General features: G+C 60.8%; 24 protein-coding genes and 1 pseudogene. 12 read left to right on the forward strand and 13 right to left on the reverse strand.

Translation table 11 applies throughout. The features are described 5' to 3' along the window. The first annotated feature begins 70 nt into the window (after positions 1-70). Positions 71-691 carry a TetR/AcrR family transcriptional regulator gene (locus ACEN8Q_RS21425; RefSeq protein WP_111289461.1) on the forward strand — a complete coding sequence of 207 codons (621 nt, stop codon included), beginning with the start codon at positions 71-73 and terminating at the stop codon, positions 689-691. Between the two features lie 182 nt (positions 692-873). Here ACEN8Q_RS21425 and ACEN8Q_RS21430 read toward each other — a convergent pair whose 3' ends face one another. From ACEN8Q_RS21430 to ACEN8Q_RS21440, 3 genes are all read right to left on the reverse strand, one after another. Continuing rightward, complete coding sequence (locus tag ACEN8Q_RS21430; RefSeq protein WP_413428762.1) at positions 874-1746, reverse strand: phasin family protein; 873 nt, start codon at positions 1744-1746, stop codon at positions 874-876. A gap of 10 nt (positions 1747-1756) precedes the next feature. After that, positions 1757-2179, reverse strand: a complete 423-nt coding sequence (locus ACEN8Q_RS21435) for a phasin family protein (RefSeq protein ID WP_085717304.1) — start codon at positions 2177-2179, stop codon at positions 1757-1759. 243 nt (positions 2180-2422) lie between these two features. Further along, complete coding sequence (locus ACEN8Q_RS21440; RefSeq protein ID WP_413428763.1) at positions 2423-2698, reverse strand: polyhydroxyalkanoic acid system family protein; 276 nt, start codon at positions 2696-2698, stop codon at positions 2423-2425. 155 nt (positions 2699-2853) lie between these two features. On the opposite strand from ACEN8Q_RS21440, the gene ubiE reads away from it, so the two are divergent. From ubiE to ACEN8Q_RS21495, 11 genes and pseudogenes are all read left to right on the forward strand, one after another. Next, positions 2854-3624 (forward strand): bifunctional demethylmenaquinone methyltransferase/2-methoxy-6-polyprenyl-1,4-benzoquinol methylase UbiE, encoded by a 771-nt coding sequence (ubiE, locus tag ACEN8Q_RS21445; RefSeq protein WP_007975568.1) that lies wholly within the window; start codon positions 2854-2856, stop codon positions 3622-3624. Further along, complete coding sequence (locus ACEN8Q_RS21450) at positions 3624-4247, forward strand: SCP2 domain-containing protein (protein ID WP_413428764.1); 624 nt, start codon at positions 3624-3626, stop codon at positions 4245-4247. Before ubiE ends, ACEN8Q_RS21450 begins: the two co-directional genes overlap by 1 nt. Beyond that, positions 4244-5848 carry a ubiquinone biosynthesis regulatory protein kinase UbiB gene (gene ubiB, locus ACEN8Q_RS21455; RefSeq protein WP_413428765.1) on the forward strand — a complete coding sequence of 535 codons (1605 nt, stop codon included), beginning with the start codon at positions 4244-4246 and terminating at the stop codon, positions 5846-5848. The genes ACEN8Q_RS21450 and ubiB overlap by 4 nt, the downstream gene beginning before the upstream one ends. Positions 5849-5939: 91 nt before the next feature. Next, a complete protein-coding gene (gene hisI, locus ACEN8Q_RS21460; protein ID WP_046816940.1) occupies positions 5940-6341 on the forward strand; it encodes a phosphoribosyl-AMP cyclohydrolase in 402 nt (133 codons plus the stop codon). Next, positions 6334-6666, forward strand: a complete 333-nt coding sequence (locus tag ACEN8Q_RS21465; protein WP_007899279.1) for a phosphoribosyl-ATP diphosphatase — start codon at positions 6334-6336, stop codon at positions 6664-6666. Before hisI ends, ACEN8Q_RS21465 begins: the two co-directional genes overlap by 8 nt. A 25-nt stretch (positions 6667-6691) precedes the next feature. Continuing rightward, entirely contained in the window at positions 6692-6964 is a 273-nt protein-coding gene (locus tag ACEN8Q_RS21470; protein WP_008017048.1) for a twin-arginine translocase TatA/TatE family subunit, read from the forward strand. Between the two features lie 10 nt (positions 6965-6974). Beyond that, the gene (tatB, locus tag ACEN8Q_RS21475) at positions 6975-7415 is read left to right on the forward strand and encodes a Sec-independent protein translocase protein TatB (protein ID WP_008017049.1); all 441 of its coding nucleotides are present in this window, start codon (positions 6975-6977) and stop codon (positions 7413-7415) included. Then, a complete protein-coding gene (gene tatC / locus ACEN8Q_RS21480) occupies positions 7412-8206 on the forward strand; it encodes a twin-arginine translocase subunit TatC (protein WP_413703711.1) in 795 nt (264 codons plus the stop codon). The genes tatB and tatC overlap by 4 nt, the downstream gene beginning before the upstream one ends. Further along, the gene (locus tag ACEN8Q_RS21485) at positions 8203-8910 is read left to right on the forward strand and encodes a 16S rRNA (uracil(1498)-N(3))-methyltransferase (protein WP_413428240.1); all 708 of its coding nucleotides are present in this window, start codon (positions 8203-8205) and stop codon (positions 8908-8910) included. The genes tatC and ACEN8Q_RS21485 overlap by 4 nt, the downstream gene beginning before the upstream one ends. A 227-nt stretch (positions 8911-9137) precedes the next feature. Next, positions 9138-10199 (forward strand): annotated as a pseudogene (locus tag ACEN8Q_RS21490) (methyl-accepting chemotaxis protein); the annotation flags it as partial. A 141-nt stretch (positions 10200-10340) separates the two neighbouring features. Then, positions 10341-11054, forward strand: a complete 714-nt coding sequence (locus ACEN8Q_RS21495) for a methyl-accepting chemotaxis protein (protein ID WP_413428252.1) — start codon at positions 10341-10343, stop codon at positions 11052-11054. Positions 11055-11149: 95 nt separating this feature from the next. Here ACEN8Q_RS21495 and ACEN8Q_RS21500 read toward each other — a convergent pair whose 3' ends face one another. The 10 genes from ACEN8Q_RS21500 to hutG all read right to left on the reverse strand — a co-directional run bounded on the left by ACEN8Q_RS21500 (position 11150) and on the right by hutG (position 23302). After that, positions 11150-11884 (reverse strand): amino acid ABC transporter ATP-binding protein, encoded by a 735-nt coding sequence (locus ACEN8Q_RS21500; protein WP_413428241.1) that lies wholly within the window; start codon positions 11882-11884, stop codon positions 11150-11152. Next, a complete protein-coding gene (locus ACEN8Q_RS21505) occupies positions 11877-12836 on the reverse strand; it encodes an amino acid ABC transporter permease (RefSeq protein WP_413703712.1) in 960 nt (319 codons plus the stop codon). The genes ACEN8Q_RS21500 and ACEN8Q_RS21505 overlap by 8 nt, the downstream gene beginning before the upstream one ends. 128 nt (positions 12837-12964) lie before the next feature. After that, the gene (locus ACEN8Q_RS21510; protein ID WP_413428243.1) at positions 12965-13762 is read right to left on the reverse strand and encodes a transporter substrate-binding domain-containing protein; all 798 of its coding nucleotides are present in this window, start codon (positions 13760-13762) and stop codon (positions 12965-12967) included. A gap of 296 nt (positions 13763-14058) precedes the next feature. Continuing rightward, positions 14059-16629, reverse strand: a complete 2571-nt coding sequence (gene mdoH, locus ACEN8Q_RS21515) for a glucans biosynthesis glucosyltransferase MdoH (RefSeq protein ID WP_413428244.1) — start codon at positions 16627-16629, stop codon at positions 14059-14061. Then, on the reverse strand, positions 16622-18436 hold the full coding sequence (locus ACEN8Q_RS21520; protein WP_413428245.1) for a glucan biosynthesis protein: 1815 nt from the start codon (positions 18434-18436) through the stop codon (positions 16622-16624). Before ACEN8Q_RS21520 ends, mdoH begins: the two co-directional genes overlap by 8 nt. A 321-nt stretch (positions 18437-18757) precedes the next feature. Further along, on the reverse strand, positions 18758-19195 hold the full coding sequence (dtd, locus tag ACEN8Q_RS21525; protein WP_413428246.1) for a D-aminoacyl-tRNA deacylase: 438 nt from the start codon (positions 19193-19195) through the stop codon (positions 18758-18760). After that, positions 19192-20163 (reverse strand): prolyl aminopeptidase, encoded by a 972-nt coding sequence (gene pip / locus ACEN8Q_RS21530; RefSeq protein ID WP_413703713.1) that lies wholly within the window; start codon positions 20161-20163, stop codon positions 19192-19194. Before pip ends, dtd begins: the two co-directional genes overlap by 4 nt. Before the next feature lie 104 nt (positions 20164-20267). Beyond that, complete coding sequence (locus ACEN8Q_RS21535; RefSeq protein WP_413428248.1) at positions 20268-21173, reverse strand: alpha/beta hydrolase; 906 nt, start codon at positions 21171-21173, stop codon at positions 20268-20270. A 146-nt stretch (positions 21174-21319) separates the two neighbouring features. After that, complete coding sequence (locus ACEN8Q_RS21540) at positions 21320-22267, reverse strand: choline ABC transporter substrate-binding protein (RefSeq protein WP_413428249.1); 948 nt, start codon at positions 22265-22267, stop codon at positions 21320-21322. A gap of 231 nt (positions 22268-22498) precedes the next feature. Further along, entirely contained in the window at positions 22499-23302 is an 804-nt protein-coding gene (gene hutG, locus ACEN8Q_RS21545) for an N-formylglutamate deformylase (RefSeq protein ID WP_413428250.1), read from the reverse strand. Between the last annotated feature and the right edge of the window lie 5 nt (positions 23303-23307).

A 23307-nucleotide genomic window follows, 5' to 3' on the forward strand; every position in this document is an offset into this window, starting at 1 on the left:
ACGACCATCGCGAGCATGCTCGCTCCTACAGGACTGGAGGTTGGCCTGGCACGAACATTAAGAAGACTGGATGAAAACCCGCGACCGGATCCTCGAATGTGCCCTGCAGTTGTTCAATCAAAAGGGCGAACCGAATGTCTCCACCATGGAAGTTGCCAATGAAATGGGCATCAGCCCGGGCAACCTCTACTACCACTTCCACGGCAAGGAACCGCTGATTCTCGGGCTGTTCGAGCGCTTTCAGGGCGAACTCGCCCCGCTGCTCGATCCACCGGCCGATGTCGAACTGGCGCCTGAGGACTACTGGCTGTTCCTGCACCTGATCGTCGAACGCCTGTCCCACTACCGGTTTCTCTTCCAGGACCTGTCGAACCTCGCCGGGCGCCTGCCGAAACTGGCCAAGGGCATTCGCAATCTGCTCAATGCACTCAAGCGCACACTGGCGTCGTTGCTCGCACGATTGCAGGCGCAAGGGCTGCTGGTCAGCGATACCCAGGCACTGGGGCAATTGGTGGAGCAGATCACCATGACCCTGCTGTTCTCTCTGGATTACCAGCGGATTCTCGATCGTGAAGGCGAGGTGCGGCTAGTGGTTTACCAGATCATGATGCTGGTTGCGCCACACCTTCTGGCGCCGATCAAGGCAGCGACCGAGCAGATGGCGATGGAGTATCTCAAGGAACACGAATAACCCCTCTACCCCCCCTGTAGGAGCGAGCTTGCTCGCGATGGTATTGCAGGCGCTGTGTAGCGTCGGCTGTACCTTTTTCGCGAGCAAGCTCGCTCCTACACGGGGTCAGTGGTGCTCTCGAATTGCGCACAAACAAAAACGCCCGACCTTCACAGGCCGGGCGTTTTCTTGAGCCCTGAAAATCAGGACTGACTGGTTGGCGTCGATGGAGTTGGCGCGACAGTCGGGGTGACAGCAGGGGTTGGCGCGGCAGCGGAGTTCGATGCGCTGACCGGAGCTGCTGGCGTTACCGGCGTTGCCGGTTTGGCAGCAGCCACTGCTGGTTTTGGCGCGGCGGCTTTTGGAGCTGCCGGCTTTTTCACTGCAGGTTTTTTCGCCGCAGCGGGTTTGGCCGCTGGCTTGGCCGCTGCAGTTTTTGCTGCTGGCTTGGCTGCCGGTTTAGCCGCTGGTTTGGCGGCGGCTTTTGCGGCGACCGGTTTAGCTGCCGGCTTGGCCGCTGCAGGTTTGGCAGCAGCGGTTTTAACCGCAGGCTTGGTTGCCGCTTTTGCCAGTGGTTTGGCAGCAGTCTTGGCTGCCGGCTTGGCGGCGGCAGTCTTGGCAGCAGGTTTGGCAGCTGCGGTTTTCGCCGCGACAGGCGCAACCTTGGCACCGGTCAGTTTTTCGATTTGCTTGGTCAGGGTATCGACCTTGCTGTGCAGTGCCTTGACTTCGTTGCGGCTCGGTACGCCCAGACGCGAAATGGCGCTGTTCAGACGCTTGTCAAAAGCGCCTTCCAGCTCATCCCACTTGCCCAGTGCGCGATCTTTCACACCGCTGATGCGCGACTTGGCCGAAGAAGCGGAGTCTTTGGCGGCGTCGACTGTCTTGCCAACGGCGCTCTTGGTGAGCTTCTCGGCTTTCTCGCCGTCCTTAACCAATGCATCGAAGAGTTTGCTGCCGTCAGTGTCGATCTTCGAGTACACGCCTAAACCAGCCAGCCAGATTTTTCGGGAGTAATCTTCAACCTTCCCGATCCACGAGCTGCCTTCTTTTTCGGTTTTCTTTTTAACAGCCATCCCGTTCTCCTTAAGATTTACGCGCGACGCGTTCGAGCAATGCCGTCAGCTCATCGAGCTTAGCAGAGAGTGCCTCAACGTCATGTTTAGACGGAATGCCGATACGATTCAAGGTACTTGCGACACGCGTATCGAACGCCTTCTCGACCCTGTCGAGTTGAACTTCGACCTTGCCTTTGAAAGTGCTGACTTCACTCTTGGCTTCATCGATCTCGGCATTGGCCGCTTCAAGCTTCTCAGCGACTACCTTTTTGCCTTTCTTTTCAACAACCTGACCCGCTTTGACCAGCTCTTGAAAGTACTCGCTGCCCTCTTGGCCGACCTTGGTGTAGGCACCCAGGCCTGCCAGCCAGATCTTGCGGGCATAGCTTTTGACGTCGCTCAGCGTACTGGTCGACGCGTCGGTTTTTTTCTTCAAAATAACTTTGGCCATGGTGCACCTCACGCGCAGAAGGTTTGAGGAACTGCCCGGATAAGTGTCGGGCTCTGGCACAAAGTAGGGAGAAAAATTAGAAACGGCACCCTAACAACTGACATGAACAGCAAAGGCACCACAAAACAAATGTGGGAGCGGGCTTGCTCGCGAAGGCGGTGGGTCAGTCGACATAAATGTTCAATGACATACCGCTTTCGCGAGCAAGCCCGCTCCCACAGGGGATGTGATTTCAATCGGAAATCAGGCCAGGGCCTTGTCGAGGGCCTTTTCGATTTCCGCTTTGATCATGCCGCTCATGGCCGACATCATCAGGCCCAGTTCCACTTCGACGCGAATCGAATCGTCGGCGACATGCACCGCGCCCTTCACACCCGGGCGTTTGAGGTTCAGGGTGTCGCCGGACCACTGCGGCTCCAGGCCATACTGATCGGAAAGTTTTTGCGCCAGCTTGTCGGCCTTCTCGCGAGCCGCTTCCTTACCCAGGCCATGGGCACGTTCAACACTAATACGGGCCATCAAATGACTCCTGCTTTATGGATGCTTTCCCGAGGCGTCTTGACCTCTGCTGCGTCAAAACGTCCCGATGGTTACCCATCTTACCTTCAGCCTTGCCAAGACAAAGCATGCCTTGGGGATTAGAATGTCGCGCATTCTCTTTTGGTGACAGCGATATGACTGATCAGCGCAAAGGCAGCGATGCCGAACCCACCACTCACTTCGGCTTCAAAAACGTTCCGGAAAGCCAGAAAGCGGAAAAAGTCGCTGAGGTTTTCCACTCCGTAGCCGCCAAGTACGACCTGATGAACGACCTTCTGTCGGGCGGCATGCACCGTCTGTGGAAGCGTTTCGCGATCGAACTGTCGGGCGTTCGTGCCGGCAATCGCGTACTCGACATCGCCGGCGGCACCGGCGACCTGACCAGGAAGTTCTCGCACCTGGTCGGCCCGACCGGCCAGGTCGTGTTGGCCGACATCAACGAATCCATGCTCAAGGTCGGTCGTGACCGCCTGCTGGACCTCGGTGTGGCCGGCAATGTCGAATTCGTCCAGGCCGATGCGGAAAAACTGCCGTTCCCCGACAACCATTTCGACTGCGTGACCATCGCCTTCGGCCTGCGCAACGTGACCCACAAGGAAGATGCCCTGCGTTCGATGCTGCGCGTGCTCAAGCCTGGCGGCCGTCTGCTGGTGCTGGAGTTCTCCAAGCCGACCAATGCGCTGATGTCCAAGGCCTACGACGCCTACTCGTTCGCCTTCATGCCGTTGATGGGCAAGCTGATCACCAATGACTCGGAAAGCTATCGCTACCTGGCCGAATCGATCCGCATGCACCCGAACCAGGAAACCCTGAAGTCGATGATGGTCGAGGCCGGTTTCGACCGCGTGACCTATCACAACATGACCGCAGGCATCGTTGCCCTGCACCGCGGCATCAAGCCCTGATGCTGCTCGCCGGCCTGCTCGCCAGCGTTGAGCTCGGCCTCAACCGGGTGCTGCGTCTCGACAGTACGGCGCTGCCGCGGCTGGCGCATCTGACCGGCAAGGTGATTGCCGTCGACTGCCGCAGCCCGGCGCTGCAACTGTTCATCCTGCCCAGCGACGAAGGCCTGATGCTCGCCTCCCAGTGGGAAACCGGCGCCGACTGCACCCTGCGTGCACCGGCTTCGAGCCTGTTGAAGCTGGCCATGAGCAAGGACAAGACCTCGATCCTGCACAGCCCTGAAGTCGAACTCGACGGTGACAGCGGCGTGCTGCTGGAACTGTCGGCGATCCTCCAGGACCTGGAGCTGGACTGGGAGTACGAACTCTCGCGCTGGCTGGGGCCGGTGCCCACGCAACTGGTCAGCGGTCACCTGCGCAGCCGCGCCCGCTGGTATCAGCAAGGCTTTGCCAGCCTGGGCCAGAACCTGGGCGAATACCTGGCCGAAGAGTCGCGCACCCTTGTCGGTCAGCGTGAAGCCGAAGCCCGTTTCAGTGAACTGGACCAGATCAAGCTCGATCTGGAACGTCTCGAGGCGCGTTTCGAGCGCCTTTCCCGATCCCTCGACCCAAGCGATAACGCATGAAGCTGCTTGCCGTCCGCCGTCTGTTGCGCATCCAGCGCGTCGTGATCCGCTACCGCCTCGATGACCTGCTGTTCGATCTGCCACTGCCCTGGTTTCTGATGGCGCTGCGCTATGCCTTGCCGTGGCGCTGGTTCCCGCGCAAGCCGCTGGACCTGAGCCGTGGCGCGCGCTTGCGCCTGGCGTTGCTGGACCTGGGGCCGATCTTCATCAAGTTCGGGCAGATCCTGTCCACTCGCCGCGACCTGTTGCCGGAAGACATCGCCGATGAACTGATGAAGCTGCAGGATCGGGTGCCGCCGTTCGATTCGCAGGTGTCGGTGAAGCTGATCGAAGAGCAGCTGGGCAAGAAAATCAGTGACGTGTTCAGCCGTTTCGACGTTGAACCGCTGGCCTCGGCCTCGGTGGCACAGGTGCATGCCGCGCAACTGAAAACCGGTGAAGAAGTCGTCGTCAAGGTAATCCGCCCGGGCCTCAAACCGGTCATCAAGCAGGATCTGGCGTGGCTGTTCATTCTCGCGCGCGCTGCCGAAAGAGTGTCTGCCGATGCGCGCCTGCTGCACCCGGTGGACGTGGTCAGCGATTACGAAAAAACCATCTACGACGAACTCGACCTGCTGCGCGAGGCGGCCAACGCCAGCCAGTTGAAGCGCAACTTCGACGGCTCGCCGCTGCTGTACGTGCCGCAAGTCTATTGGGACTGGTGCCGGCCGAAGGTGCTGGTGATGGAGCGCATCTACGGCATCCAGGTCACCGATCTGGCGACCCTGGCCGACCAGCGCACCGACATGAAAATGCTCGCCGAGCGCGGCGTGGAGATCTTCTTCACCCAGGTGTTCCGCGACAGCTTCTTCCACGCCGACATGCATCCCGGCAACATCTTCGTCAGCACCGTGCAGCCTTGGAGCCCGCAATACATTGCGATCGACTGCGGCATCGTCGGCAGCCTGACCCCGGAAGACCAGGATTACCTGGCGCGCAACCTGTTCGCCTTCTTCAAGCGTGATTACCGCCGCGTGGCGCAATTGCACATCGATTCGGGCTGGGTGCCGGCAGAAACCAAACTCAACGAATTCGAAGCAGCGATCCGTACCGTGTGCGAGCCGATCTTCGAAAAACCGTTAAAGGATATTTCCTTCGGTCAGGTGCTGATGCGCCTGTTCCAGACCGCACGGCGCTTCAACATGGAAGTGCAGCCGCAGTTGGTCCTGCTGCAAAAAACCTTGCTGAACATCGAAGGCCTGGGCCGCCAGCTGTACCCGGACCTCGATTTGTGGAACACCGCACAACCGTTCCTCGAACGCTGGATGCGCGAGCGCGTCAGCCCCAAAACCTTGTTTGGCAACGTGCAGAGCCAGATCGAACAGATCCCGCACCTGGCCAACATGACGCGTGACCTGCTCGAACGCCTGTCCCAGCCCCATGCCAACGATCCGCCTCCAACATGGCATCGACGCCGGGACGACTGGTTCCTGCGCCTGCTTGGCACGGCTCACCTGGCCGGGGGCGCCATCCTTGCCGCTGGCGGCCCGCTGAACCAGTTGGCTTACTGGCCGGCTGGCATCATGATGGCGGTCGGTTTGTATCTGGTCGTTCGCCGATAGCCAGTCGCGCAACACGCTGGCACACTGTTTGGACGCTGCATTGAACGCAGGCCCCCGATTTTTGAAGTGCGGGCCCGTATCGGAGTCGTTGATGAAGAATTGGCTGGACGAGATCAAGTGGGACGCCGACGGCCTGGTGCCAGCGATTGCCCAGGACCACAAGACCGGGCGCGTCCTGATGATGGCCTGGATGAACCGCGAAGCACTGGAACTGACCGCTGCCGAGAACCGCGCCATTTACTGGTCGCGCTCCCGTGGCAAGCTGTGGCGCAAGGGCGAAGAGTCCGGCCATGTGCAGACCCTGCACGAGATGCGCCTGGACTGTGACGCCGACGTCATCATCCTGATGGTCGAGCAGATCGGCGATATCGCCTGCCATACCGGCCGCCAGAGCTGCTTCTACCGCGTTTTCGAGAACGGCGACTGGACAACCGTCGACCCGGTCCTCAAGGATCCGCACGCCATCTATTCCGCAGGGCATAAACATGAGTGACACTCTGACCCGTCTGGCACAGGTACTGGAAGAGCGCAAAGGCGCCGCTGCCGACAGCTCGTATGTCGCCAGCCTGTACCACAAGGGCTTGAACAAGATTCTGGAAAAAGTCGGCGAAGAGTCGGTCGAAACCATCATTGCCGCCAAGGATGCCGCCATCAGCGGTGACTGCAGCGATGTGATCTACGAAACCGCCGATTTGTGGTTCCACAGCATGGTCATGCTCGCCCAATTGGGGCAGCATCCACAGGCTGTACTCGATGAACTGGACCGTCGTTTCGGTCTCTCCGGACACGCCGAGAAAGCCTCGCGCCCGTCCGCCTGAATAACTATTAGAGAGGAGCAGCAGCATGGGCATTTTTGACTGGAAACACTGGATCGTCATCCTGGTTGTCGTGGTACTGGTTTTCGGCACCAAGAAACTGAAAAACCTCGGTACCGACGTCGGCGAATCGATCAAGGGCTTCAAGAAAGCCATGAACGACGACGAAAAACCGGCCGATCCGGCAGCGACCCCGACCCAACCGGTTCCGCCTGTTCAGCCACAGGCCTCGGTGAACCAGCCGCACACCATCGACGTGCAGGCGCAAAAAGTCGAAGAGCCGATCCGCAAAGACGTGTGAGCACTGACTAATGTTTGGTATCAGCTTCTCTGAACTGCTGCTCGTCGGCCTCGTCGCCCTGCTGGTGCTGGGTCCCGAGCGCCTGCCGGGCGCTGCGCGCACCGCTGGCCTGTGGGTCGGGCGTCTGAAGCGCAGCTTCAACGCGATCAAACAGGAAGTTGAACGTGAAATCGGTGCCGACGAGATTCGTCGGCAACTGCACAACGAACACATCCTGTCGCTTGAGCAGGAGGCGCGGAAAATCTTCACGCCGACCCAGCAGGAGCCGACGCCGGTGGAGCATGTGGGAGAGCAGACGATTCAGGCTCCCGCCGCCAGCGTCGCAACACCTGCGGCAGCGGCGGAACCTGCACCCGTTGTTGCAGCCATACCGGTTGAACCTGTCACACCTGCGGCTGCGCCTGTTGCGCCAGCCCCTCATGACCCAACACTGCCGCCGCGAGCCCCATGAGCGATCTTCCTGAAAACGACCAGCACATGCCGCTGGTTTCGCACCTCACCGAGCTGCGTACCCGACTGCTGCGCTGCGTAGCGGCGATTTTCATCATCTTCGCCGGCCTGTTTGCTTTCACCCAGCAGATCTACACCTTCGTTTCGACGCCGCTGCGGGCATACCTGCCAGCCGGCGCGACGATGATCGCCACCGACGTGTCGTCGCCGTTCCTGACGCCGCTGAAACTGACCATGATGGTCTCGCTGTTCCTGGCAATCCCGGTGATCCTGCATCAAATCTGGGGCTTCATCGCGCCAGGCCTGTACAAGCACGAGAAGCGCATTGCCGTGCCGTTGCTGATTTCCAGCATCGCGCTGTTCTACACCGGGATGGCGTTTGCCTATTACCTGGTGTTCCCGCTGATCTTCAAGTTCTTCGCCGCGGCCACCCCGGCCGGGGTGGAGATGATGACCGACATCACCAGCTACCTCGATTTCGTCATGACGCTGTTCTTCGCCTTTGGCGTGGCGTTCGAAATCCCGGTGGCCGTGGTGCTGCTGGTGTGGATCGGCGTGGTCGACGTCAAATACCTGAAGAAAATCCGCCCGTACGTGATCATCGGCTGCTTCGTGGTCGGCATGATCCTGACGCCGCCGGACATCTTCTCGCAGACCCTGCTGGCTGTGCCGATGTGGTTGCTGTTCGAGATCGGCATCCTGTTCGGCAGCCTGATCAGCAAGCGCAGCGACCATCAGGAAGACCAGCCGGCTGACGATCACAACGACCAGCCGCCAGCGACCCAAGCGTGAACCTGCTGCTCCTCATCGATGCCGACTTCATTGCGGCCGACCGGGTGGTCCTGCGTGATCGCCGGTTGACCCACATGCAGGAAGTCCACCGCTGCGAAGTCGGCGACAGCATGCGCGTCGGGCGGATTGGCGGGCTGATGGGCTCAGCCGAAGTGCTGCGCCTGGACGCCGACGAGGCAGAGTTGCGTGTCACCCTCGACCAGCCACCTCCTGCCAAGCTGCCATTGACCCTGGTATTAGCCCTGCCAAGGCCCAAGATGCTCCGTAGGGTGTTTCAGACCGTGGCGGCCATGGGTGTGCCACGGGTCGTGCTGGTCAACAGCTATCGCGTCGAGAAGAGCTTCTGGCAGACGCCATTCCTGGAGCCTGAGGCGATTCGCGAGCAGTTGATCCTCGGCCTGGAACAGGCGCGGGACAGCGTACTGCCGGAAGTCGTCATCGAGAAGCGCTTCAAGCCGTTCGTCGAAGACCGTTTGCCGGCGATCACCGAAGGCACCCTCGGCCTGGTGGGGCATCCGGGCAATTACCCGCCCTGCCCTCGCGCACTCAGCGAACCGGTGACCCTGGCCATCGGCCCCGAAGGTGGCTGGATTCCCTACGAGATCGACCTGCTGGGCAAATCCGGCCTGCAACCGGTGCAACTGGGCGAGCGCATTCTTCGCGTCGAAACCGCCGTGACCGCGCTGCTGGCACGCCTTTTCTAAACCCCGACACAATTCCCCTGTGGGAGCGGGCTTGCTCGCGAAGAGGCCGGTACATTCAATGCATTATCTGCGTTTGAAATACCGCTTTCGCGAGCAAGCCCGCTCCCACAGGTCCAACTTCTACTCAAGATAATCATCCGCCCGTATATCGGGCAGTGCCTACAGATTCAGGTTCCCCTGCCGATATACCCCCCATAAAACCAAATTGCGGTCCGGGGAGTTTCAGCATGTATCAATGGCTAGCCGAGAATCTGGGAAACGTCAGCGTCAAACGCAAGCTGGGGATCGGCTTCGGTCTGGTACTGTTGCTGACCCTGCTGATCACCTTCACCGGCTGGAGCGGCCTGAGCGGCGTGACCAGCCGTGGCGATAAACTGGGGTTCATCGCCAGCCTCAACGACCTGACCAAGGACCTGCGCATTGCACGCCTGGATTACGAGATGCGTCGCGGCGAACAAGGTCCCGGCGCCGTCAACGATCTGTTGGGCAAACTCGAAAGCGGCCTGCAGACCGCCCGCGGCCTGATCGAGCAACCGGCTGATACGGCCATGGTCGAGCAACAACTGGCTGCTGTCGCCGAATACCGTCGTGCATTCGGCGACATGACCCAGGCCGGCGCCCAGCGCGAAGACGCCCGCAGCAAACTCGGCGCCACCGCCGATAACGCCGTGGCCCGCGTCGCCGAAGTGGAAAAATCCATGCTGCAAGGCGACAGCGTCGCAGCCTTCAACAGCGTGATAGACCTGAGCAAACTGATCCAGCAGGCGCGCTTCCAGGTTCGCGGCTACACCTACAGCGGCAAGAGCGAAGCCGAACAGCCAGCCCTCGACGCCATCGACAACGCCCTGAAGAACCTCGAAAGCCTGCCGGCCAAACTGCCTGAAGAACACATCGCCAACCTGCAACAGGCGACGGATTCGCTGAAGGCCTACCGCGCCGCTGTCAGCCAGTTCCGCGACTCCCAGGTGGCCAGCGCCAAGGCCCTGGCACGCATGTCTGCCCAAGGCGAGATCCTGTTGGACATGAGCCGAAAACTCACCGTCTCGCAAACCGTCGTGCGCGACACCGATGCCGCCCACGCCAAGAACATGCTGACCCTCGCCACGGTGCTGGCCATCGCCTTCGGCCTGCTGGCCGCCTGGGCCATTACCCGGCAGATCATCGTTCCTTTGAACCAGACCCTGGCCGTGGCCGAGCGCGTGGCCGCCGGCGACCTGACCCACAACCTGGTCTCCCTGCGCCGCGACGAACTCGGCCAGTTGCAGCGCGCCATGCAGAGCATGACCCAGGGGCTGCGTGAACTGATTGGCGGCATCAGCGATGGTGTCACGCAGATTGCCAGCGCCGCCGAAGAGCTGTCCGCCGTCACCGAGCAGACCAGCGCCGGGGTCAACAGCCAGAAGGTCGAGACCGATCAGGTCGCGACTGCCATGAACGAAATGGCCGCCACCGTGCAGGAAGTGGCGCGCAACGCCGAGGAGGCCTCCGAAGCCGCCGTCGCCGCCGACCAGCAAGCCCGTGAAGGCGACAAAGTGGTAGGTGAGGCCATCGCCCAGATCGAACGCCTGGCCGCGGAAGTCGGTCACTCCACCGAGGCCATGGGCGAACTCAAGCGCGAAAGCGACAAGATCGGCAGCGTGCTCGACGTCATCAAATCCGTGGCCCAGCAAACCAACCTGCTGGCGCTCAACGCGGCAATTGAAGCCGCCCGCGCCGGTGAAGCCGGCCGTGGTTTTGCCGTGGTGGCAGACGAAGTCCGCAGCCTGGCCCAGCGCACCCAGAAGTCCACCGAAGAGATCGAAGAGCTGATCGTCGGCCTGCAAAACGGCACGCAGCAAGTCGCGACCATCATGGACAACAGCCGCACCCTGACCGACAGCAGTGTCGAACTGACCCGCCGCGCCGGTGGCTCACTGGAAAGCATCACCCGCACCGTCTCGGCGATCCAGGCGATGAACCAGCAGATCGCCGCCGCCGCCGAACAGCAAAGCGCCGTGGCCGAAGAGATCAACCGCAGTGTGCTGAACGTACGGGATGTGTCGGATCAGACCTCGGCAGCGAGTGAAGAGACGGCAGCCTCCAGCGTTGAGCTGGCGCGGCTGGGGACGCATCTGCAGATGCTGGTGGGCAAATTCAAGGTTTGAGGTGATGCCTTCGCGAGCAAGCCCGCTCCCACAGGAGAACGCATTCCAATGTGGGAGCGGGCTTGCTCGCGAAAGCGGTCTGTCAGACGCCGAAGTTACAAAACCTGCCGCAGGAAGGCCTGCGCCCGAGGATCCTTCGGCGCATCGAAGAACTCCGCTGGCGAAGCATCTTCCAGCAACTTGCCATGATCGAAGAACAGCACCCGGTCCGCCACTTCCCGGGCGAAGCCCATTTCATGGGTGACGCAAACCATGGTCATGCCTTCCATGGCCAGGTTTTTCATCACATCCAGCACTTCGCCGACCATTTCCGGGTCGAGTGCCGAGGTCGGCTCATCGAACAGCATGACCTTCGGCTCCATCGCCAACGCCCGGGCAATCGCCACACGTTGTTGCTGGCCGCCGGACAGGCGCGACGGGAATTCATGGGCTTTCTGGGCGATACCGACCTTTTCCAGCAGTGCCATGGCCTTGGCCTCGCGCTCTTTCTTGCCACGCTTGCGCACGACTTTCTGCGCCAGGCACAGGTTTTCCAGCACGGTCATGTGCGGGAACAGGTTGAAGTGCTGGAACACCATGCCGACTTCGCGACGGTAGGCGTTGACGTCGGTTTTCGGATCAGCCAGTTGCAGGCCGTCGATGCTCACCGAGCCGGAGTCGAACTCTTCCAGGCCATTGAGGCAGCGCAGGAAGGTCGACTTGCCGGAGCCGGACGGGCCGATCACCACCAGCACTTCGCCCTTGGCAACGATGGTGGAGACGTTATCCACCGCGCGTACCACCTGGCCACGGGTGTCGAAGACTTTTACCAGATCGCGGACTTCAATCACTTTGCGCGAGCCTCCGCTCAAGCCGGCTGGCGATTTTCGACAGCGGCAGGTTGATCAACAGGTACAGACCGGCGACGCAGAACAGAATCTCGAACGGCGAAAACGAGGTGGTGATGACTTCGCGGCCGCTTTTAAGCAGCTCGGTAATCGCGATCACCGACACCAGCGAGGTGTCTTTCACCAGGCTGATGAACTGCCCGGCCAGCGGCGGCAACACACGCTTGAAGGCTTGCGGCAGCACCACATGGCGCATCGACTGGCCTGCGCTCAAACCCAGCGAGCGTGCGGCTTCGTTCTGGCCACGGGCGATGGATTGCACGCCGGAGCGGATGATTTCCGCCACATAGGCACCGGTGAACAGCGACAGCGCGGCGATCCCGGCGAATTCCCGGGACAGGTTCATCACGGTGCCGATGAAGAAGTAGAAAATGAAGATCTGCACCAGCAGCGGCGTGCCGCGCACCAGTTCGACGTAAATGGTCGAAAGGTCGCGCAGGGTCGGGTTGTTCGACAACCGGCAAAGGCCGGTGGCCAGACCGATCAGCAGCCCGAGAACGCCGGACACCACGGACAGCCACAAGGTGGTCCAGAGGCCCCACATCAGTGGTCCTGCGGCCCAATGGCGGGTCACGCCAACGACGTCGCCTTCGGCTACGTCATCGCCCTGGGCGACTTGCAGACTGTTTTCGTCGACGGTCAGGTGCTGCTCATCACCCGCGTCGTTGCGCAGGGTGACTTCAGCCCTGTCGCCCTTGCGCACCAGTTCGCTGACGGTGGAGATGTCGGCGGCGCGCTGGGATTCTTCGGCGTGGTAAGCGAAGTATTGCGGCACACGGTTCCAGCGCCATTCGTAGGACATCAGCGAGGTGGCGTAATACAGCGCGCCGGCCAGGCCGATCAGCACCAGCACGGTCAGCACGTGCCAGGGCCATTGGGCTTTTTTCTGTTTCATTGCAGGTTCCGGTTTTTGTGTTGCCCTGGAGGGCCTCTTCGCGAGCAAGCCCGCTCCCACATTTGATCTCGGTCTAATGTGGGAGCGGGCTTGCTCGTGAATGGGACGACTCGATCTGGCTGACCGAGTTACTCCATGTCCTTGAGCCACTCGCTGCTCTTGAACCACTTGTCATGGATGCGATCGTAGGTGCCGTCTTCGTGGATCTGGTGCAGGAAGTTGTTGATGAAGTTGATGCTGTCGTAGTCACCCTTCTTCAGGCCGAAGGCCAGCGGCTCGTAGGTGAACGGCTTGTCGAGGAACACCAGCTTGCCGTTGCCGACCTTGTTCACCGCCACGACGTTGTACGGCGCGTCGTAGATGAAGGCGTCAGCCTTGCCGTTGACCACATCGAGCACGGCTTCCTGCTCGTTGTCGTAACCGTGGTACCTGGCTTTGGCGATCAGTTTTTTGGCGACCATTTCGCCGGTGGTGCCGAGCTTGGAGGTGATGCGGTAGTCGGCAGTGTTCAGGTCTTTATAGGACTTGATGGTGCCTTCCAGCTCCTTGCGGATCAGCAGGGTCTGGCCGACTACGATGAACGGTTCGCTGAAGTTCAGGCGCAGGTTGCGCTCCTGGGTCAGGGTCATGCCGCTGCCGATCATGTCGAACTTGTCGGTCAGCAGTGCCGGGATGATGCCGTCGTAACCGGTGGACACCAGCTCCAGCTTGACGCCCATGGCCTTGGACATGGCTTTGAGAATGTCGACTTCGAACCCGATGATCTCGCCGCGCTTGTTGGTCATTTCGAACGGCATGTAGGTCGGATCCATCCCGACTTTCAACGTGCCGCGCTTGACCGCGTCATCGATGGCACCGGCGTGCGCCGCGCTGACTGCAACCAGTGCCGTGACGCCGACCAGCAGCATCGACAGATACTTCTTCATCTTCAAGTCCCCAAAACCATTGCGTTGTGAGGCGCGCAAAAATGGCGGCTCCCCGGGAGGAAACGCACCAATACGGACAAAAATTATCCGGGCACACCAATTCGGGGACGGATCCTAAACTACTCGCCCGTTTGCACAAGGGTTTGGGAACGATCAGGCAAAAAAAAGCCCCGCCGGGTAGCGGGGCTTGTGTAGGAGCGAGCTCGCTCGCGATGGTCGTTAACGATTACGCGTTTTTACTGACTTAGCGCGGCGTTCTTGAGTCCATCGCGAGCGAGCTTGCTCCTACAGTTTTTTCAGGCCAGTTGCGCCTGGACACTCAACGGCTTTAGCGGCAACAGCGGTGCGTGGGGGTCGGCCTTGACCGACTTGCGCCACGCGCCCAGCCACTCGGCGTGGCCTTCGCTCCAGACCTGCTCATGCAGGCGGGCCAGGGCCACCGGGTCACTGAGCAGTTGTACACGCTCGTTGTTGGTCAGCCCTTCAGGACCGACTTTCATCGCGTGCCGCACCCGTTCGATCCGCAGCCATTCAATCGGCTCGGCCTCGCGGTGACGCGAGGTCGCCAGCGAACACGCCAGGGCGTTCTGCTGCGGGTCGACCACCGAACGGACGAAGCCGTCATTCAGCGCGTGCCAGCGGTTTTCGTGGGTGTACTGATCGGTGGACAGCAAGGCCTGCGGCGGATTGTATTCCTCGGGGATCAGGAACAGGCTCTCGTCACGGGACTTCAGGCCCAGGCCGACACGGCTGGAAATCACCGACACCGGGATCGACAGCATCAACGAACCGACAATCGGCACCAGCCACCACAGGAAGCTCGGGTTCAGCCAGATCACCAGCAGGGCCCAGAAGAAGCCCAGCAGGGTTTGCGGACCGTGGCGCTTGACCGCTTCGCTCCACGGCGTGGAGTCGTCGTCACGTTGCGGCGAGTTCCAGGTCGCGGCCCAGCCGAGGAACGCGGCGAGGACGAAACGGGTGTGGAAAATCATCCGCACCGGCGCGAGCAGCATGGAGAACAGCATCTCCAGCAGCATCGACAGGGTCACCTTGAACTTGCCGCCGAACTCTTTCGCGCCCTTGGCCCAGATCAGGATGATGCTCAACAGTTTCGGCAGGAACAGCAGCACGATCGTGGTCGAGAACAGCGCGATCGCCTTGTCCGGGTGCCATTGCGGCCACAGCGGATAGAGCTGGCGTGGTTCGAGGAAGTACTGCGGCTCCATCAACGTGTTGACCGCCAGCAGCGCCGTCGACAACACCAGGAAGAAGAACCACAACGGCGCCGACAGGTAGGACATCACGCCGGTCAGGAACACCGCACGGTGCACCGGGTGCATGCCCTTGACCAGGAACAGGCGGAAGTTCATCAGGTTACCGTGGCACCAGCGACGGTCACGCTTGAGCTCGTCGAGCAGGTTTGGCGGCAATTCTTCATAGCTGCCCGGCAAGTCGTAGGCAATCCACACGCCCCAACCGGCACGGCGCATCAACGCGGCTTCAACGAAGTCGTGGGACAGGATCGCGCCGGAGAACGCGCCTTTACCGGGCAACGGCGCCAGGGCGCAGTGATCGATAAACGGCTTCATGCGGATGATCGCGTTGTGCCCCCAGTAGTGCGACTCGCCCAGTTGCCAGAAGTGCAGGCCGGCGGTGAACAGCGGGCCATACACACGCGTGGCGAACTGCTGCATGCGCGCATACAGGGTGTCCATGCCCGACGCCCGTGGCGCGGTCTGGATGATCCCGGCGTCCGGCGTGGCTTCCATCAGGCGTACCAGACTGGTCAGGCACTCGCCGCTCATCACGGAGTCGGCATCGAGTACGACCATGTACTTGTAGTCACCGCCCCAACGACGGCAGAAGTCGTCGAGGTTGCCGCTTTTACGTTTTACGCGACGGCGACGGCGGCGATAGAAGATCTTGCCGAAGCCCCCGGCTTCGCGGCAGACATCCAGCCAGGCCTGTTGCTCGGCGACACAGATATCGGCGTCGTTACTGTCACTGAGGACGAAAAAGTCGAAGCGGTCCAGGTCACCCGTGGCCGCAACCGACTCGAAGGTCGCCCGCAGACCGGCGAATACCCGTGGCACATCTTCGTTGCAGATCGGCATCACCAGAGCGGTGCGCGCATCCTTAGGAATCGGTTCATCGCCGGCGCTGGCACCGGAAATACGGTACTTGTCGTGACCGGTGAGCAATTCCAGGAAGCCCATCAGCGCGGTCCAGAAACCGGCCGATACCCAGCAGAACAGAATCCCGAACAGGATCAGGATGCTGGTCTGCAAGGCATACGGCAGCACTTGCGTGGCGGTTTGCAGCAGCGGTTGGTGCAGCACTTCGTTGAGGTCGACGAACGACCAGCCCTGGTACGGCATGATGCCTTTCATGTACCAGCCGGCGACGATGGTCTGGCCGAGCATCAGCAGCAACAGAATGTAGCGACGGATCGAACCGACGGTGCGCCAGCGGGCGGCCGGCAGGACACGTTCGTCCTTCGGCGGCTTCGGCGGGTTGGTGCGGCCGGTCAGGCGGCGCCAGCCACGCACCAGAATGTTGGTGCGCCACGGCTCCGGCACGACCTTGGTCCGCCGGATCGGCGGAGTCGCCTTGAGGCAGACCCGGCCGCTGGCGTCGAGCGCCAGCATTTCTGCGTCCTGCAGCTCTTCGGCAGTGCTCAGGGTCAGGCGTTTGCCGACCGAAGCCTGTGCGGCTTCGGTTGGGGCGTCGAACGTCGATGACGACAGGCGTTCATGCAATTCGCTGAAAGACTGGCAACCCGCGAGTTCCGCGCGCTGCTCGTCGGTCATCGGCAGATGCGCCAGATACTCGGAGAGAGTTTCTGGCTGTACTTGAGAGTTACTCATCGGCAGGCAACTGATAGCTCCAGGTCTCGGTCAGGACTTCTTCAGTCGGAGCCGATTCCGGTGTGGCTGGGGCCGCGTCGGCAGCGGCAGGCTGCTTGGCGTCTTTATTGGCCTTTTCCTTGGCATCTGCAACAGGCTTCGCTTCAGCCTGCTTGGCCTCCGCTTGCTTGGCTTCCTTGTCCGCTTTCTCCTGTTGCTTGGCGGCAACCTTGTCGGCCTTGGCAACCGACGAGTTCGACGACGGGATCGAAGTCTTGGCCAGGTCCGCCGGCACAATGTTCTGCACCAATGCGGCACGCATTTCAGTGGCCTTGCCCGGATCCTTGATCTTCATCCGCAGGGTCAGGCGCCAGCCATTGGTTTCAGGGTTGAAGCGTACGCTGTTTTCCACCAGCTCGGCGTTGTCGCCGACGCTGACCTGGCTGCGAACCTCCGCATCGGCCGGCAATGCCGCCAGGGACGGGCCTTCGAAATCCACCAGGTAGGCAACGCTGCCGTCCGGCTGACGAATCAGGTTGGACTGCTTGACGTCACCGGTGGAACGCAGGGTCTGCTTGACCCAGGCGCTGTCCGGCGCGTGAATGGCCGATTCGTCCATTGTCCAGTGCATACGATAAGCGACATCGAGCGGCTGGCCAGGTTCCGGCAATTTTTCCGGGTTCCAGAAGGCAACGATGTTGTCGTTGGTTTCGTCGGCGGTTGGAATCTCGACCAGGTCAACGGTGCCCTTGCCCCACTCGCCTTTCGGTTCGATCCAGGCACTTGGGCGCTTGTCGTAGCGATCGTCGAGGTCTTCATAGTGGCTGAAGTCGCGGCCACGTTGCAGCAGACCAAAGCCGCGCGGGTTTTCCACGCTGAAGTTGCTCACCGCCAGGTGTTTCGGGTTGTTCAGCGGCCGCCAGATCCACTCGCCGTTGCCGGCATGGATCGCCAGACCGCTGGAGTCGTGCAGTTCGCGACGGTAGTTCAGCACTTTCGACGGCTGGTTGGCGCCGAACAGGTACATGCTGGTCAACGGGGCGATACCCAGTTTGCCGACCTTGTCACGCAGGAACATCTGCGCCTTGACGTCGACGATGGTGTCGCTGCCCGGACGCAGGATCAGGCGATAGGCACCGGTGGCACGAGGAGAATCCAGCAGGGCGAAAATCACCAGGTGCTTGTCGCCTGGCTTGGGCTGCTGAACCCAGAATTCGCGGAAACGCGGGAATTCTTCGCCGGACGGCAAGGCGGTATCGATGGCCATGCCGCGAGCGGACAAACCATAGACGTGCCCCTTGCCGACGACGCGGAAATAGCTCGCGCCGAGCATGGTCATGATTTCGTCTTGCTTGTCGGCCTTGTTGATCGGGTACAGCACACGGAAACCGGCATAACCCAGTTGTTCAGTGGCCTTGGGATCGAACTTCATATCGCCAAAGTCGAAACGACTCGGGTCGTATTTGATCTCTTCGACGGTGTTCGCGGTGATTTCGTTGATTTTCACCGGAGTATCGAAATGCATGCCCTGGTGATAGAAAGACAGCTTGAACGGCGTCTTCTGATCAGCCCATTCGGCTTTTTCCGTCAGAAAACGAATTTTCTGATAGTCCGCGAATTTCATGTCGCGGAACTCGTTCGGCAGGTTACTGCGCGGCGCTTCGTATTTCTGCGCGGCCAGCTCTTTTGCCTTGGCCGATACATCATCCAGACTGAATGCCCAAAGCTGGCCGGCGCTGAGCAGGCAGAGCAGTGCAGAGCCCGCTACCAGGGCGCTGCGCAACCGTTTGGCAGACAATTTTGGTGCGTTACAGGGACTAACAATCACGAGCAACCCTCGCCGAAAACAGATCAAAAAACCAACGGCCAGTTAAAGGGTCTGCACGGTCTGCGGTATGAAACAACCGCCCTTGCAAACCACTCTTGCCAAGTTGGCGAGCATTGTTCCGACTCCGCTGGGGCGAAATGATTCCCCAATCGGATCCGGACAACTCTCTACCTAAGTCAAAATGGACCAACGAACGCTGATCCCCGTAGCGCGCGATTATCTAGTAGGCCGCGTTACAACGCATCAGGGGTAACAAAGTATTTATCGCGAAAAAACCCTGTTTTCAGTCGAAATGAGCTTAAAAACTTGTTTCAAACGCTTTCAGGTCTGTAACAGGAAGGTTACCGGGCCATCATTGACCAGATGCACCTGCATATCCGCGCCGAATCTACCTGATGCCACAGTGCCATGCACCTGTTTCGCTTTGCTTAATAGATAGTCGAATAATTCCTCGCCCAGCGCCGGAGGGGCCGCGGTCGAAAAACTCGGACGCAACCCGTTTTTGGTATCGGCAGCCAGGGTGAACTGAGAGACCAGCAGCAGCCCGCCGCCCACATCCGCCAGGGACAGATTCATCTTGCCCTCAGCGTCACTGAACACCCGATAGTTAAGCAGCTTATTGAGAAGTTTGTCGGCGCTGGCCCGCGTGTCGTCGGGCTCGACGGCCACCAGCACCAGCAATCCCTGATCGACGGCACCGACGATCTCGCCCGCGACCTCGACTCGCGCGCCACGCACCCGTTGCAGCAGAGCCTTCATGCTTCTTCAGGCGCCAGGTCCAGCAGACGACGGGCCATCTGATTGGCCGCACGTACCAGCGCGTCGGTGATTCCCGGCTCGGAAGCGGCATGACCGGCATCGCGGATGACCTGCAGTTCACTGTTCGGCCAGGCTTGATGCAGCTCCCAGGCGTTATCCAGCGGGCAGATCACGTCATAGCGACCATGGATGATCACGCCGGGCAAATGGGCGATCTTGCCCATGTTGCGGATCAACTGGTTCGGCTCAAGGAAGGCGTTGTTGCTGAAGTAGTGGCATTCGATGCGGGCAATCGACAATGCACGTTGTGGCTCGGAGAACCGATCGACCACCATCGGGTTCGGACGCAGGGTCGCGGTGCGGCCCTCCCAGGTGGACCACGCCTTGGCCGCGTGCATCTGGGCAATCTGGTCGTTGCCGACCAGTCGCTTGTGGAACGCGGTAAGCAAGTCGTCACGCTCATCCAGCGGGATCGGTGCGATGTAGTCCTGCCAGTAATCAGGGAACAGGCGGCTGGCGCCGGCCTGGTAGAACCACTCGATTTCCTGCGGACGGCAGAGAAAGATCCCGCGCAGGATCAGGCCGTGTACACGCTCAGGATGGGTTTGCGCGTAGGCCAGGGCCAGGGTCGAACCCCAGGAGCCGCCAAACAGCACCCACTTGTCGATACCCAGGTGCTGGCGGATCCGCTCGAGGTCGGCGACCAGATCCCAGGTCGTGTTGTTTTCCAGGCTGGCGTGGGGCGTGGAGCGACCGCAACCGCGCTGATCGAAAGTGACAATGCGATAAAGGTTGGGATCGAAGTAGCACCGACTCTGGGCATCACATCCGGCACCGGGGCCGCCGTGGATGAACACCACCGGCAATCCTTCCGGTGAACCGCTCTCGTCGACATACAGCGTGTGAGTTTCGTCGACAGCCAGATCGTGCCGGGCGTGGGGTTTGATCTGCGGGTACAAAGTCTGCATTGCGCACTCCGTAAGGGGTCGAGGTCATCCCTGGGGGGACTTCTATTATTCTGCCGTCCGGCATCATAAACCCGAATTACGTCAATGAGCATGCCCGTGCGGAGTCAGAGTTTTGCCGACAGATATCCGAACAGGGTTTCGTACAGTGCATCGACCTCGACCGCCTGCCCACGAGCCCGTAAACAGCCATGAACCAGGCCCTCGCCGAGATAAAGGGTGGCAGCCACGCCCGCGGCATTCAGTCGCTCGGCATACAGCACACCGTCATCACGCAACGGATCGAATTGCGCCACGGCGATCCATGCCGGTGGCAGTCCGCTGAAATCCGTGGCGAGCAGTGGCATGGCGTAGGCGTTCGGATGACGGGTGCCACGCAGGTAAAGCGCGTGATAGCACTCGACGTCACTGCTGCTGAGCAGCGGCGCGTCGATGCACTCACTGCGCGATGGCAGCCGGTGATCGCCGCCCAACCCCGGATAGATCAGCACCTGCGCGCACGGCACCGGCTCACCGGCATCGCGCAGTGCCAGGCACAGCGCCGCCGCAAGATTGCCGCCCGCACTGTCGCCGGCCACCAGCATGCGCTCCGGGTCGAGTTGAAACGGCCCGGTGCGCAGTGCTCGCCAGACCTTCAGGCAATCATCGAACGCGGCGGGAAACGGATGCTCCGGTGCCCGGCGGTAATCGACGGCGATCACCAGTACACCGAGTGTCGATGCCAATTCGGCGCAGATGAAATCGTGGGAATCAAGGTCCCCCACCACCCAGCCGCCGCCATGCAGATAAACGATGCACGACGCGCCACTGGCCGGTGGTTGATAGGAACGAACAGCAACCCCGGCCAACTCGAAATCGACCACATATAACCCGACCGGGCGCGCCGGGGTAAACGCCCGGCACATCTCGCTGTAGGCCTGGCGTAGACCGTCGGGGCTGCTGTCGGTGCTGTTGAAACTGACGGTTTTCTCGACGAAAGCCGTCATCTGCTCGGAAAGCGGGTAAGGAGCCATGAGCCTGGTGCCCGTTCAGGGGAATATATGGCCCCTGTAGGAGCGAGCTCGCTCGCGATGATCGTCAACGATAACGCTGTGAACCTGATACCCCGCGGCGTTCTCGGGTTCATCGCGAGCAAGCTCGCTCCTACAGGGTTTTGGTGTCAGTTTTTCAGACTGGCCTGAACCGTCGCCACGCCATCCTTGCCATCGAAACTGCTGACACCCGCCAGCCAACGCTGCAAGTCCTCGGGATGCTCACGCAGCCATTTTTTCGCGACATCCTGAGCCGTCTGGCGCTCCATGATCGGCACCATCAACTGGCTTTCCTGGGCTGCGGTGAATGTCAGGTTTTCCAGCAGCCGATTGACGTTCGGGCAGCGTTCGGCGTAATCCGGGGCGGTCACGCTGGAGACGGTTGCGGCGCCTTCATTCGGACCGTAGACATCTTCACTACCGGTCAGGTAGGTGATGTTCATGTTGATGTTCATCGGGTGCGGGGTCCAGCCGACAAACACCACGAACTCCTTGCGATTCACCGCCCGCTGCACGGCCGCCAGCATCCCGGCTTCGCCGGACTCGATCAGTTTGAAGTCCTTCAGGCCGAAGTGATTGGTCTCGATCATGGTCTTGATGGTGGTGTTGGCGCCGCTGCCTGGCTCGATGCCGTAGATCTTGCCGCCGAGCTGATCCTTGAAGCGGGCGATGTCCGCGAAGGTTTTCAGCCCGGCCGCCGCCACATAGTCCGGGACCGCGAGGGTGGCCTGGGCATCGGCCAGGCTCGGTTTATCCATGACCTTCACCTGATTGGCAGCCACGAACGGGGCGATATTCTTATCCATCGCCGGTTTCCAGTAACCCAGGAAGATGTCCAGGCGCTTGTCGCGGATGCCGGCGAAGATGATTTGCTGCACGGCGCTGGTTTGCTTGCTTTCGTAGCCGAGACCGTTGAGCAGCACATCGGCCATGCCACTGGTGGCGATCACGTCGGTCCAGTTGACCACGCCCATGCGCACGGCTTTGCAGGAGGCGTCGTCCGCGGCCATGGCGCCGGTGCTCAACAGAGCGGTGCCGCAGAAGATTGAGAGACAGCGGGTGAACAGTCTTTTCATCGGGATGATCTCGTGCGGCAGCGGATTATTGTCGGGCCGGTGTCTATGTGCACCGTGGCCGAAACATTACGCAGCAGACGAGCGGCAAAAGCGAACTGAGGCGACCGTGTTTTGCACGGTGGCGACTTGTAGGAGCGAGCCTGCTCGCGATGGAGGACAACGATGACGCGGGCTGTCTGAATGCACACGTTGACCTGACGTTTTTCGCGAGCAAGCTCGCTCCTACAGGGGTTATGCGTTGTAGTGTTTTTCGCCCCAGGCCAGCAAGCCTTGCAGCAGTTCCTTCAATACCACCCGCGTCGGCTGCGCCAGATCCGCCCGATAACGGAACGGCTCGAACTCTTCCATATAGGTGCACTGACCAAGTTCCAGCTGCACGGCGTGGATGTTCTCGGCCGGGTTGCCGTAATGGCGGGTGATGTGGCCGCCCTTGAAGCGTCCGTTCAGCACGTGGGTGTAATTGTCATGACGCGCGCAGATCGCTTCGAGTTGCGTCGCCAATTGAGGATCGCAACTGGCGCCGTTGAAGGTGCCGAGGTTGAAGTCCGGCAGTTTGCCGTCGAACAGGTGCGGAATCAGCGAGCGGATCGAGTGCGCATCGAACAGCAGCGCATAGCCGAACTCGGCCTTCAATCGCGCCAGTTCCTGCTGCAAGGTGCTGTGGTACGGCGTCCAGATCTGTTCCAGATAGGTCGCACGCTCTTCTTTCGAAGGTTCCAGGCCTTCGCGGAACAATGGCACGCCGTCGAACAGCGTGGCCGGGTACAAGCCGGTGGTCGCGCCCACGTACAGCGGCTTGTCGTCGGATGGACGGTTCAGGTCAATGACGAATCGCGAGTATTCGGCGGCCAGGGTACTGGCGCCCAGTTCAGCGGCGAAGTCATAAAGCTGCGGGATGTGCCAGTCGGTGTCCGGCAGGCTTTTCGCGTCAGGTATCAACCCGGCCTCGACCGCCGGAGTCAGGCGCACACCGGCGTGGGGCATGCTGATCAGCAACGGTACGCGGCCTTGTTTGAAGTTCAGAACCTTATCCACAGTTG

This window comes from Pseudomonas sp. Pseusp16 (assembly GCF_047324915.1).
GTDB classification, from domain to species: domain Bacteria; phylum Pseudomonadota; class Gammaproteobacteria; order Pseudomonadales; family Pseudomonadaceae; genus Aquipseudomonas; species Aquipseudomonas fluorescens_CD.